Origin of the sequence: Myxococcus hansupus (genome assembly GCF_000280925.3) — a bacterium.
GTDB classification, from domain to species: Bacteria; Myxococcota; Myxococcia; order Myxococcales; family Myxococcaceae; genus Myxococcus; species Myxococcus hansupus.
The window spans coordinates 1,679,054-1,691,165 of the sequence record NZ_CP012109.1; the positions used below are offsets into that span (position 1 = coordinate 1,679,054).

12 protein-coding genes are annotated in these 12,112 nt (G+C 70.1%); 5 read left to right on the top strand and 7 right to left on the bottom strand.

Going from position 1 to position 12,112, the window contains the following annotated elements:
- Positions 1-121: 121 nt before the first annotated feature.
- Together A176_RS06990 and A176_RS06995 are read right to left on the bottom strand one after the other, a co-directional pair.
- Positions 122-817, bottom strand: a complete 696-nt coding sequence (locus A176_RS06990; RefSeq protein WP_002634800.1) for a response regulator — start codon at positions 815-817, stop codon at positions 122-124.
- Positions 818-974: 157 nt separating this feature from the next.
- Complete coding sequence (locus tag A176_RS06995) at positions 975-1,391, bottom strand: EamA family transporter (protein WP_002634798.1); 417 nt, start codon at positions 1,389-1,391, stop codon at positions 975-977.
- Between the two features lie 185 nt (positions 1,392-1,576).
- On the opposite strand from A176_RS06995, the gene A176_RS07000 reads away from it, so the two are divergent.
- From A176_RS07000 to A176_RS07015, 4 genes are all read left to right on the top strand, one after another.
- Positions 1,577-3,025, top strand: coding sequence for an ABC transporter substrate-binding protein/permease (locus A176_RS07000; protein ID WP_002634796.1), 1,449 nt, complete (start codon positions 1,577-1,579; stop codon positions 3,023-3,025).
- On the top strand, positions 3,022-3,786 hold the full coding sequence (locus tag A176_RS07005; protein ID WP_002634794.1) for an amino acid ABC transporter ATP-binding protein: 765 nt from the start codon (positions 3,022-3,024) through the stop codon (positions 3,784-3,786). The genes A176_RS07000 and A176_RS07005 overlap by 4 nt, the downstream gene beginning before the upstream one ends.
- A gap of 385 nt (positions 3,787-4,171) precedes the next feature.
- Positions 4,172-4,678 (top strand): alpha/beta fold hydrolase, encoded by a 507-nt coding sequence (locus A176_RS41145; RefSeq protein WP_226994224.1) that lies wholly within the window; start codon positions 4,172-4,174, stop codon positions 4,676-4,678.
- 57 nt (positions 4,679-4,735) lie between these two features.
- Positions 4,736-5,530: a DUF459 domain-containing protein gene (locus A176_RS07015; protein ID WP_063787443.1), complete on the top strand. Its 795-nt coding sequence runs from the start codon at positions 4,736-4,738 to the stop codon at positions 5,528-5,530.
- 19 nt (positions 5,531-5,549) lie between these two features.
- Here the strand turns inward: A176_RS07015 and A176_RS07020 are convergent, their stop codons facing one another.
- From A176_RS07020 to A176_RS07035, 4 genes are all read right to left on the bottom strand, one after another.
- Positions 5,550-6,722 carry a tetratricopeptide repeat protein gene (locus A176_RS07020; protein WP_002634788.1) on the bottom strand — a complete coding sequence of 391 codons (1,173 nt, stop codon included), beginning with the start codon at positions 6,720-6,722 and terminating at the stop codon, positions 5,550-5,552.
- Positions 6,723-6,781: 59 nt separating this feature from the next.
- Complete coding sequence (locus A176_RS07025) at positions 6,782-7,726, bottom strand: Circumsporozoite protein (RefSeq protein WP_226994225.1); 945 nt, start codon at positions 7,724-7,726, stop codon at positions 6,782-6,784.
- Positions 7,727-7,910: 184 nt separating this feature from the next.
- Positions 7,911-8,780 (bottom strand): GspE/PulE/PilB domain-containing protein, encoded by an 870-nt coding sequence (locus tag A176_RS07030; RefSeq protein WP_044889549.1) that lies wholly within the window; start codon positions 8,778-8,780, stop codon positions 7,911-7,913.
- A 71-nt stretch (positions 8,781-8,851) separates the two neighbouring features.
- Positions 8,852-9,220 (bottom strand): arsenate reductase family protein, encoded by a 369-nt coding sequence (locus A176_RS07035; RefSeq protein WP_002634780.1) that lies wholly within the window; start codon positions 9,218-9,220, stop codon positions 8,852-8,854.
- 110 nt (positions 9,221-9,330) lie between these two features.
- Between A176_RS07035 and A176_RS07040 the strand changes: the two genes are divergently transcribed.
- Entirely contained in the window at positions 9,331-11,031 is a 1,701-nt protein-coding gene (locus tag A176_RS07040) for a right-handed parallel beta-helix repeat-containing protein (RefSeq protein WP_002634778.1), read from the top strand.
- 7 nt (positions 11,032-11,038) lie between these two features.
- On the opposite strand, the gene A176_RS07045 is transcribed toward A176_RS07040, so the two are convergent.
- The gene (locus A176_RS07045) at positions 11,039-12,103 is read right to left on the bottom strand and encodes a trypsin-like serine peptidase (RefSeq protein ID WP_002634776.1); all 1,065 of its coding nucleotides are present in this window, start codon (positions 12,101-12,103) and stop codon (positions 11,039-11,041) included.
- Positions 12,104-12,112 lie beyond the last annotated feature (9 nt).

Below are 12,112 nucleotides of genomic sequence, written 5' to 3' on the forward strand. Positions count from 1 at the left end.
AATTCGTTCCACGCGTGGAGCGCCCCCTGCGCTCGGGGAGAACGCGCCGGGGAAATTCCCTTCGGTGAATTCGGATGACGCGATGCGTTGCCGCGACGAGGGCTGAAAAGCCCGGCGTGATTCAGGCGTCGCGGATGCCTGGGCGGAGGGCGCTGGTGGCCTCCACGGTGGGGACGGGGACCTCCAACTTGAGCCGCTGGGGGCCGCCCACGTCGGCCATGAAGGAGAGCCGCCCGCCATAGCGCTCGAGCAGCCCGCCCACCACCTTCAGGCTGTCGTCGGCCAGCAGCCCGGCGAAGCGCTCGATGAGGGACACGGCCTGCTCGGCTGGGAAGGAGGGGTCGGCGACCTGGACCTTGAGGACCATGGACGCCTCCGACATGCCCACCTCCGCGTTCACCCCGTCGCGAACGCCCCGGAAGGGGGCGAAGAGGCTGGCCATCGTCTCGCGGTGCCGCAGCAGGCCCTTGAGGTAGCTCACCAGCTCCGCGTCATCCCAGGGCTTGCTGATGAAGCGGCAGATTTCGCCTTCGTTCACCGAGGCCACCACGGACTTGAAGTCCGCATAGCCAGAGATGATGAGGCGCAGCGCGAGCGGATGGCTGCGTTTGACGCGCTGGAGCAGCTCGCTGCCCGTCATTCCTGGCATCCGGAAATCCGTCAGGACGATGTCCGGATGGAACCCCTCCAGCCGCTCCAGTGCCTCGTTGCCGTTGAAGGCAATCTGGACCTCGAATCCCTCTCGCCGGAACAGCCGCTGCAACGCGCGCGCGATAGGGGGTTCGTCGTCAACTATCAAAACCTTGAACGCTTCCATGACAACGTGGCTCCTCGGGCGCGCACTCTAGACGGGCTCCTACGGAAAATCCCCGAGTCTGGAAAATGACTGCAGGGTCAGGCCCGAACCTGCGACAGGGTGGGTGTGATTGCTTCATCTCCACCGGGCGCCATACGCGACGCGTTTCGCTCTGGTTTCATTTAATCGTCAGCAATGCACCGATGACCATCAGCGCCACGCCCATTCCCAGCCGCCATGAGAGGGGTTCGTGGAGAATGAGAAAGGCGAGCAGCACCGTGAGCGGCAGGCTGAGTTTGTCGATGGGCGCCACGCGCGAGGCGGGGGCCAGTTGGAGTGCTCGGAAGTAGGCCAGCCACGACAGGCCCGTGGCCACGCCGGAGAGGACGAGGAAGAGGAGCGTCTTGCGGCTGATGGAGGGCAGGGCGTGGTGTTCACCTCGTGCCAGGGCGATGCCCCAGGCGAACATGAGGACGACGACGGTGCGCAGGGCGGTGGCGAGTGTGGAGGGCACACCCTCCACTCCGACCTTGGCGAGCACCGCCGTCAACGCCGCGAAGCCCGCGGAGAGCAGGGCATACGTCCACCACGCCATTGGAAACCCCAGGTCATGAGTCGGCGGGTCGCCGCTCGTGTTCAGGGACCTACCAGTGCGGGAATGCGTTGTCAGGCGTGGCTGGCGGTGGGGCGGCGGCTGTCGTATGGCGGGGGCCCGGCAAGCGAGTCAGGAGGGCGTCCCTGTCCCAGACGAGAAGTGCTTCATTCCTCCTGCCCTCCCTCTTGGCGCTGCTTGCGCTGGCGTGGTTGCCGGCGTGTGGCGCGGAGCAGGACTCCGGCCTGGCGCGGGTTCGCCGCACGGGGGAGCTGCGCTGGGGCGCCGACGCGCAGGGGGGCGAGCCCTACGCCATGGAGGATCCGGATGCCCCTGGGGGCATGCGGGGGTTCGAGGTGGAACTGGCGGAGGCGCTCGCGCGGGAGCTGGGCGTGAAGGCCCGCTTCGTCCAGAACGACTGGTCCAACCTCATCCCGTCCCTGGAGCGCGGCGGGTTCGACGTGGCGCTCAACGGCATCGAGGTCACCCCGGCGCGCTCCGGCCGCATCCTCTTCACGCGGCCGTACTACGTCTTCAACCTGCGGCTGCTGGCCCGCCAGGATGACGCGGCCGTCACCGGGATGGCGGCGCTGCGGGGACAGCGGGTGGGGACCCTGGCCAACTCGCTGGCGTGGGACCTGCTGCAACGCAGCGGCGTGGAGGCGGTGCCCTACGAAGGTGTCGAGGAGCCCTACATCGACCTGGAGCAGGGCCGGGTGCGCGCGGTGTTGATGGACGACATCATCGCGCAGCGTTACGGCCAGGTTCGCCCGGGGCTCCGGCTGGTGGGCGACGTGGGTGAGGGCTACTACGCCATCGCGGTGCGGCAGGGGGACGATGACCTGCGGGCGGCGCTCGACGCGGCGCTGGGGCGCATTGCCCAGTCCGGCGAGCTGCGCGCCATCTTCCAGCGGTGGGGCATCGACAGCGCCGCGCAGCAGCGGATGGTGGACTGGACGGACGCGCAGACGCGCGAGGTGCTGTCCAATACGCACACCGCCCGCATGGGCTGGGGACAACTGGTGCTGTTCCTCCAGGCTGCGGTGGTGACGCTGCTGGTGTCGGCGGGGGCCATGGTGCTCGCCATTCCGCTGGGCGTGGGCTTGGCGCTGACGCGGCTGTATGGGCCTGGCTGGGCGGGCCGGCTCGCCACCACCTACGTGGAGTTGTTCCGGGGCACGCCGGTGCTGCTCCAGCTCTACGTCCTCTACTACGGGCTGGCGGGGGTGCTCCGGTTGGACCCGCTCAGCGCCGCCATCTTGGGCCTCGGCTTGAACTACGCGGCCTATGAGGCGGAGGTGTACCGGGCGGGGGTGCTCGCCGTGCCGCGCGGGCAGTTGGAGGCGGCGCTGGCGCTGGGCATGCCGCTGCGGCTGGCGCTGCGGCGGGTCATCATGCCCCAGGCCTTCCGTGTGGCGTTGCCGGGCGTCACCAACGACTTCATCGCGCTCCTGAAGGACAGCTCCCTGGTCTCCGTCATCTCCGTGGTGGAGCTCACCAAGCGGATGACGATTACCGCGGTGGATGTTCGGAGCTGGTTGATTCCGGGCGCGCTGTGCGCCCTGCTGTACCTGGCGATGAGCTATCCCCTGTCCCGGCTGGCGCGGCGGCTGGAAGCGAGGTTGGAGCGCGGATGATTGAAGTCGAGAAGCTGAGCAAGCGCTACGACGGGCGGCTGGTGCTGGATGGCATCGACGCCACCTTCGCACCGGGCGAGGTGACGGCGCTCGTGGGCCCCTCCGGTGGTGGCAAGAGCACGCTGCTGCGCTGCCTCAATGGCCTGGAGTCCTTCGACGCGGGCGTGGTGCGGGTGGGCTCGGACGCGCTGGCGCCGGGCGACGTCCGCGCGCAGGGCGAGAAGGTCCGGAGCATCCGCCGCCGCGTGGGCTTCGTCTTCCAGCAGTGGCACCTGTTCGCGCACCGCACGGCGCTGGGCAACGTGACGGAGGCGCCCCTGCACGTGAAGGGCGTGGGGCGGAAGGAGGCCCTGGAGCGGGGCCGGGAGCTGCTGGAGAAGGTGGGCCTGTCCCACCGCCAGGACGCGTATCCCTCCGAACTCTCCGGTGGAGAGCAGCAGCGGGTGGCCATTGCCCGCGCGCTGGCGATGGAGCCCGAGGTGCTGCTGATGGACGAGCCCACCAGCGCGCTGGACCCGGAGCGCGTGGGCGCGCTCATCGACCTGTTGGAGCAGCTCCGCTCGGAGGGCCTCACGCTGGTCTCCGTGACGCACGAGATGCGCTTCGCGCGGGAGCTCGCCTCGAGGGTGCTGGTGTTGTACGGCGGGCGCATCATCGAGGAGGGGCCGCCCGAGCGGGTGCTCGCCAGTCCGCACCATGAGCGCACGCGGGCCTTCCTGGGGCTGGGCCGGGTGGCCTCGCTGCGGACGATGGGGGCGTGAGTCCGGGCTGCCCGCCCGGAACGCAGGCGGGGCGCCCGTCGGGGCAGAATCGGTGCGCCGGCGATTGTTCCCCGCCGCGTTCGCGAGGGAGTGACATGCGTCGAGAGGTGCAATTGACCGAGCTGGGACAGGGGCGGGGGCCCAGGGTGCTCCTGCTGCCGGGGCTCGGTGCCCGTGGCTCGGGGTTCCTCGCGCTCGCCCGGTGTCTGGAGCCGGTGTGTCGACCCGTTCTGGTCGAGTATCCAGAGGGCCTCGCGGCCGCGTGCGGGGCGGGGGCCTTGGCTCGGCAAGTGCTGCGGGCCGCTGGCGCCCTGGACGCGGTGGTGGCCAGCTCCTTTGGCGGCATGGTGGCCGCGCACCTCGCGGCGGCGGGGCCGCGCGAGGCGTGGCGTTCCTGGGCGCCTTTACCCGCACCGAGCACCTGGGCCTGCGCGGGCTCGCCATCGGGATGATGGGCCCCATCGCCCGGTGGGCCCGGCCTGGTGTCGTGGCGGCGGGGCTCGCCGCGGGGACGCCCGTGCCTTTCTCCCGCGTGCCGGAGGTGGTCCCCACCACGGCGCTGGAGCGCGACTCCACGTGGCACCGCGCGCTGGCCATTCACGGCGAAGCGCCGCCTCCAGAGCTTCGGAAGCTGCCGGTGGCGTGTGTCTGCATCCAGGGGACGCGTGACGTGCTGGTGCCGCCAGGCACGGTGAATCGGCTCGCCGCGTCACTGCCGGCCGGGACGCCCCTGCACCTGCTGCGGGGCGCGGGGCACGTGCCGTACTTCACCCACCCGGAAGACTGCGCCCGGCTCCTCCTGCCCTGGTTGGACGCCCTGGGCCCGACAGCGGCGGACGTTTCGCCCACGGTGCGACCAGCTCTCACTGGTGTGGCGAGCAGCGCCGCCTGAGGTGGGCTCGGAGGGGGATGTACGGATGGCCCAAGGGTCGCTACCTTTCGGGCGCCAATGCAGAACCGCCTTACGCGATTACTCGTCACCCTTCTTGCTGTTTCCGCGGCACCCGTGTCGGCCGCCTCCGTTCAGGAGGCTTCGTCCGCCGCCGTTGCACCCGCCGCGCCGCTCCCCGCCGCCGCGCCCGCGCAGGAAGTCGCGCGCAAGCACAAGGTGCTGTTGCTGGGCGACAGCCTCATCGCCACCGGCTTCGGTGAGTATCTCCAGGCGCAGTTGGACGCGCACCCGCGCATCCAGTCCGCTCGCCGCGCGAAGTCCTCCACCGGGCTGGCCCGTCCCGACTTCTTCGACTGGATGGACGTGGGCCGCGAGGAGGTGGAGCGCCACCAGCCGGACGTCGTCATCGTGATTCTCGGTGGCAACGACGGCCAGTCGCTCCAGGACACGCAGGGTGGCAAGCCCGTCCCCTGGGGCAAGGCGGAGTGGGAGTCCGGGTACCGCCAGCGCATGGAGAAGTTCCTGGGCGTCCTCGCCTCGCCGGGCAGGAAGATTGTCTGGCTGGAGCTGCCGGCCACGGGGCTCAAGCGCTTCGAGCAGAAGCTGGGCCTCATCCGCACCGTCCAGCGCGAGGTCATCTCCTCCCGCCAGGACGCGGTGCATCTCGACACGCGCCCGTTCTTCACCGACGCGAAGGGCCGCGCGCTGCGGCAGGCCCGGGTGGATGGGTTCCGCAAGCCCATGCGGCTGCGCATGGAGGACGGGGTTCACTTCACCATCGCGGGGGGCCGCTACTTCGCCAACAAGGTGTACCCCGAGGTGCTCGGCGTGCTGGGGCTGCTCCAGGGCTAGCGGCGTGAGGCCGCGGGCCCTACTTCCCGCCGAGCGCGGTGATCAGGCGCTCCGCCTGCTCGCGGATGTCGCGGCGGTGGCTGGCCTGAGCGCGCTTCGCGTGCGTGACGGCCTGGGCCTTGTCGCTGTCCGCCAAAGCCAGGGCCATGTTGAGGTGCACGTCCGTGTCGTCCGGGTGCGCCTTCAATGCCTCGGCGAGGACGGTGCGCGCGGCGGCGGCGCCTCCCGGACGTGACAGGTGCAGCACCGCCAGGTCATTGGCGGCGCCCACGTCGGTCGGGTCTCCGGCCACGGCGGCCTCCAACAACGTCCGCGCCTCCGCGTCATCACCCAGCTTGCGGCGCACCTTGGCGAGCGCGATGCGCACCGGCGCGGAGTCCGGGGCCTTGGCGAGCGCCTCACGGAGAATCCGGTCCGCGTCCTCGTCCTTGCCGGCCACGAAGGCGGAGATGCCATGCAGGTAGATGGCGTCCGCGCTGTCGGGAAGCTGGAGGCGGATTTCAATGGCGGCCCGCATCGCCGCGTCGGGGGCGCCGGCCATGAGGCACAGCGACGCGAACTCCCGGAAGAGGGCCGTCTCCCGGGGGCTGCGCAGAATCGCCTGCCGCAGCGTCACGATGGCCGCGCCCACGTGCCCTTGCAGCAACTGCACGCGGGCGGCGAGCTGGAGCGGCAGGTGCTCCGTGCGGTTGATTTCAGCCGCTTCCTGGTAGCGGCGCAGCGCCCGGTCCAACTGCTGGTCGCCCTGGTACGCCATGCCCAGGTACGTCAGCGTCTGGGCATTGCCCGGCAGCAATTGGAGCGCGCGCTCCAGCTCCGGAATGGCGGCGGCGTAACGGTCATGCGCCAGCAATGCGCGGCCGTGATTGACCACCTCGAAGTAGCCCGCCTTGGGCTGCGAGGCGAGCGCCGCCAGCAGGTCCAACTGGCGAGCGTCACCCTTCTCCGCGTCGAGCCGGGCCAGGTGGCTCAAGGCCTCCGGATGCGTGGGATGCAGGGCCACCAGCTTCTGGAGCAAGGCCCGCGCCGCGGGTTCGTCGTGCTGCGCCAGACGCAGCCGCGCGAGCCCCAGCAGGGCGCTGGCGTCCTTCGGGTCCTGTTCGATGGCGCGCTCGAAGTCGAGGGCTGCTTCCTTCAGCAAGCCCTGCTTCATGAGGCGCGCGGCGGAGGATGCCAGCTTGGAGACAGCCATGGCCCCTGACTCTAGCTCCGGTCGCGGGAGGTGGGTACCGCTACCTCGGGACGGACGCTCTAGGTGATGAAGTTCCAGGCGTCCTTGATGCCGTTGCCCACGTCGTCGACGAAGCCCGTCACCGCGTCGGCGGCGTTGCTGAACACCTCGCCCGCCGCGTCGGCCACCGCGCCGCCCGCGTTGATGGCGCCGTCGACCACGTTCTCCAGCACCTCGCCACCGGCGGCGGCGGCCGTCTCACCCACGGCCCTCAGCACGTTGCCGGGGTTGACGGAGCCTTCGATTTCCACGCCGAGGCCCAGGCCCGCGGTGGCCTCCACGCCGACGTCGAACTCCAGGTTGCCGTTGTTGATGCCGATGTTGGCGTGCGCGTCGCCGCTGACACCCGCGCTGGCGCTGGCGGTGATGCTGCCGGACGCGAGCGTGTTGTCCTCGTGCTTCAGCTCGATGGAGCCCGTCAGGCTGGCCTGCGCGCCCGCGAAGCCGGAGGCCGAGGCGTTGATGGACACGTTGCCGTCGGTGCCCACGTGCAGGTCCAGCTCGATGCTTCCCTCGGCGCCAATCTTGCCCAGCGCTTCCAGGTCCAGCTCGACCGAGTACTCCTCACCGGCGATCTCGAACTCGACCGTCTTGGAGGCACCGGCGCCCGCCTCGATGAGGTTGGCCTCGATGTCGATGTCGACGCTCACGTCGATGCCGGACAGGCCGATGTCCGCGTCCACTGAGGCATCCGCGGTGAACGTGGGGCCCTGGACGTGCGCGCGGGTGTCGATGCCGCCCGGACCCGTGCCGCTCACGTCGGTGCGAGCGCCGCCCGCCGTGAAGCTGGACTGGCCGCTCAGCGCGCTGTGCCGGGGCTGCTCCACGGAACCCGACGCGGACGCCTGGGTGTCAACGCGGGGGTTGTTGCGACCGCCCTGCGGGGGAACTCGCGGGTCGCGGGCCGGCGGCGGGGGAGGCGGCGGCGGGAGCGGCTGCGAGCGGTTTCCGATGCGGGGGGACATGGGGGCTCCGGCGAGATTCCTCGGCGCCCGGAAGGGCACCATCTGTTCTCATTTTCCGAGATCAGAATCCGGAGTTGCTTGGGACCTTCATTTTTTGAGAATCGATTCCTGGGTTTCTCTCAGGGCGTGTGAGTCCGACGCGCACCTCGGGCGCACCTGGACCTGGAGGCCCTGCGATTCCGGCTCAATGCGAGTGGGGCGCCGGGTCCGGGCCGCCGGACAGCCGATGGGGCATCAGCCGGCGGACGGCCCTGATGAGGAGCTGCTCATCGCGGGGGCTGGCCAGGAAGCCACGCGCCCCGAGCTCCCGGGCCCGCTCGAAGCCCTCGTCGTCCGAGCTGCCGTGGACGATGAGCGCGCCCTCGATGTGGACCTCTCCCGCGAGCAGTCCCTCCATGGCCTGGAGGGGCGCCAGCACGATGTCCTCCGGCCGGGTGTGCAGCACCTCCAAGGGGGAGGCCATCCGGGCCTGGAGGCCGTGCCTCGCGAGGAGCCGGGAGATGAGCACGGCCGTGACGGGAGGCCAGCCGTAGAGCAGCAGCGGCCCACCGGCCACGGGTGCGGCGGGCGCGGAAGGCTCCGCGGCGGGCTGGATGCCATAGAGCCGCAGCAGGGCCTGGTCCAACGCCGTATCCGACGCGATGTGGGGTTCGACGCGGGGCAGTCCGGACACGGCGCGCACCGCGTCCACGGCTTCCAGGGACACGGGGGCGGGCAGCGCCACGTGCAGGACCTCGCGCTCGCCCTGGTCCAGCAGGACCTTCTCCATGCGCAGCGGGACGACGCGGTACTGCCGCGCCAGGCGGATGGGGATGTGGCGCATCAGTCCGGCGTCGGGTGGGGTGTGCTCCAGGTCCACCGCGTCCACGCCGAGTTGCACGGAGAGTCCCCGGAGCACGTCGGCGTCGGAGCAGAGGCCCTCGCGTACCAGCGCCCGGCCGAGCGGGACGTGGACCTCGTGGTGATGCACGAGTCCGACCCGGAGCTGGGCGCGGTTGAGCACTCCCTGTTCCAGGAGAATCTCGCCGAGCGGACGTCGTGAACCGGTCTCCATGAAGACATGAAGTCGTCACGCGATACCCCGCTCGGCGAGAGGCGACAGGCCGTGCGCCTGACTGCGGACGCTCAACCTCGCGAGGCGAAGAGCTGCTCGTAGGCTTCGGGCTTGAAGCCCACGAGGACGGTGTCGCCGGTGACGAGCACGGGGCGCTTCACGAGCTTGCCGTCCGCGGCGAGCCACTCGACCAGCTCCGCGTCGCTGGCCGCATCGACCTTGGGCTTGCCGAGCGCGCGGTAGCTCTGGCCGCTGGTGTTGAGCCACTTGCGGACCGACACGCCGCTGCGGGCAATCCACTGCTTCAGCTCCGCCACGGTGGGCGGCATGTCGACGATGGGGCGCACCTGGTGGGTGACACCTTGCTCCTGCAACCACTTCAACGCCTTCTTGCAGGTGCCGCAGCCCGAATATGAGAGCACGAGAACGTCTTTCGCCATGCGCGCGCTTCTAACAGGGTGACATCGTCCGGCCCAGCAGTGCGTACCCGCCCCGGGTCGCCCGGACCCTGTTTGCGAGCCGCGTCGCACGCGTGTTAGCGCGAGGGGGCATGAATGCCCTCCGTGTCGCGCGGTCGCTGTTCGCGTTGCCTTTGCTGCTGGTGCTCGCTGCGTGTTCGCCGGAGCCGAACGAACCGCCTCCTCCGGGGAGTGGTGACGCGGGCGTGAGTGACGGCGGCGCGGATTCGGGGACGCGGGATGCGGGCCCGGATGACGACGCGGGAAGCGACGACGCGGGCACGCATGACGATGCGGGCAGCGGCGGCGACGACGCAGGGAGCGACACCGACGCGGGGGCTGGGGACGCTGGCTCGGATGTCGACGCGGGAGCGCCGGACAGCGGCACCGACGCAGGCACGTCCGACGCAGGCTCGGATGTGGACGCGGGCGCAGCAGACAGCGGGACTGATGCCGGAAGCGGCACCGACGCGGGCACGCCGGACAGCGGCACCGATGCGGGTAGTGCGGACAGCGGCACCGACGCGGGCACGCCGGACAGCGGCACCGACGCAGGCACGCCGGACAGTGGCACCGACGCGGGCACGCCGGACAGCGGCACCGACGCAGGTACGCCGGACAGCGGAACAGATGCCGGCACGCCGGACAGCGGAACAGATGCCGGCTCGCCGGACGCGGGGCCCGAGATTCCGTCGGACGGAGGAACGATCATCACGGGGACGCTGTCCGGCCGGCTCACGGTGGCGGGTTCTCCGTACCGGGTGGTGGGCAATGCGAACGGGGTGGTGACGATTCCCCGAGGCCAGGTCCTCACGGTGGACCCGGGCGTCATCCTGGACTTCCGTGGCCGGCCCGAGGTGACCGAGGCCGACGTGGACCCGGAATCACCCGACAACGTGATGAACCACCAGGCGGGCCGCGTGGAAGTGCGCGTGTACGGAGCCATCCAGGTTCGCGGGACGGCGGCGTCGCCGGTGTTGCTGACGTCCACCAATCCCTATGGCTGGTGGGGCATGAACTTCTACGGCGAGAGCTCCGTAGGCTCGGGCCACCCGGTGTTCGAGCACATGATTTTCGAGAAGGTGCGCAAGAACGAATACAACGGCGACCGTGATTGGACGCGCGGCGCGCTGTGGGTCTTCTACCCGGGGCCGGTGACGATTACGGACTCGGTGTTCCGCGACAACGAATCCTCCGCGAACTGTGGCGCGCTGGACCTGATGTTCACCGATGGCTCGCGCGTGGAGCGCACCGTCTTCGAGAACAACCGCATCTGGGAGGTCGATCGTTTCGCGCAGCGGGGCACCTACTCCATGTCGGGCGGTGGGGCGGTGTGCATCACGCACGGGCGCAACACGGTGCTGCGAGGCAACACGTTCCGGGGCAATTCAGTGGAGGCTTTCGGTGGTTCGCTGACGACCAACCTCTGGGAGCGCCCCATCCTCACGTGGCCGAACCCGCAGGGCATCTACGACCTGGGCGGCGGCGCGGCCATCCACTACTTCCAGCCGGACAATGACTTGCTGGAGGACAACCTGTTCGACGGCAACTTCATCCCGCTGGGCCCTGGCGCGGCGATTCAGCTCGAGGACATCGGCGGTACGCGCACGGTCATCATGCGAGGCAACCGGTTCATCAACAACCGAGGCGGGGCAGGGGGCGTCATCACCTGCAACCGTGGCTCGCATACGGGGGAGCTGGTCATCACCACGAGCAACGTCTTCAGCGGGAACGTGGTGAACGGGCAGCCGGCGGCGAACTCGACGGGAACCTGCGGCGTCGTGACGCAGTAGCCGTTCGTCAGGGGCTGTCGAAGCGGAGGCCCGCGCGGCGCAGCAGCGGGTCCTCCGCGAGTTGCCACAGGGCGACGGCGTGGTTCTCCTGCCGGGTGCCGCCGAAGTGCAGTCCCAGCACGGCGTGCGTTTCCAGGTCCACGATGGGAGAGCCGGAGCTGCCTCCCAACGTGGAGCAGTCGTGCGCGAGCTGCTGCTGGGCCGGATCCAGTGAGAGCAGCTCCCCGGGCTGGAGCCGCTTCACGCCAAACGTGTCCGAGAAGATGCGCAGTAGCACTTCGGGCGGCGTCCGGGTGTGGTCCTTCATCGGGTAGCCCACGCAGTACAGCGCGCGGGAGGCCGCATCACTGGGCCCCTGCGACGCAAGGCGCAGAGGGGCAGGGCACAACGAAGCCCCCTTCGCGGTGCCCAGGCGCAGCAGTGCCAGGTCGTGGACGGGGTGGAGGGCGGCGACGCCCGCAATTGGAAACGCCGCCTGCGCGTCACGCAGGTGTTCACCCAACCAGTCGACCTGCGGCACCACGCCGAGCTTCAGCACCCACGCGTCTGCTGCCCGTCGGCAGAACTCCTTCGCCACGTGACAGTTGGTCATCACGAGGTCCTCGGCGACGAGGAAGCCCGTGCCGAGCATTCCGTACCCCACCAACTCGATGCGGCCCGTGGCGTCGATGGTCCGTTCGATGTCCGCGCGGTGCTGCTCCAGGACCTCCCAGCCGACCGGTGGCGTGCCGAAGCTGCCATTGCGAACGGCCAGCGCGGGGCGCCCGAAGAAGGCGACCACGGTTTCCAGCGCGGTCTGTTCGGCGTCGGTGCGGGCTGCGTCTTCGCCCAGGTGCTCCATCCGAGCCAGCACCTGGGCGCCCATCGCGAGAACCGAGCGCAGTTCATCGCGAATCGAGTCAGCACTCAGCTTGCCCGCCACGGAGGTAGGCACCCGCCAGGAGGGCGGAAGGTGTGCCGCGACAATCGCTTCCACTCCGCCGGGGTGCAGGGCCTCACGGACCCGTGAGAGGTCTCGGAGGAGGTGGCCTGCTCGGCGCAGCGGCTCGCGGCGTGGCGTGTCGGCCGTCACGGGATGACT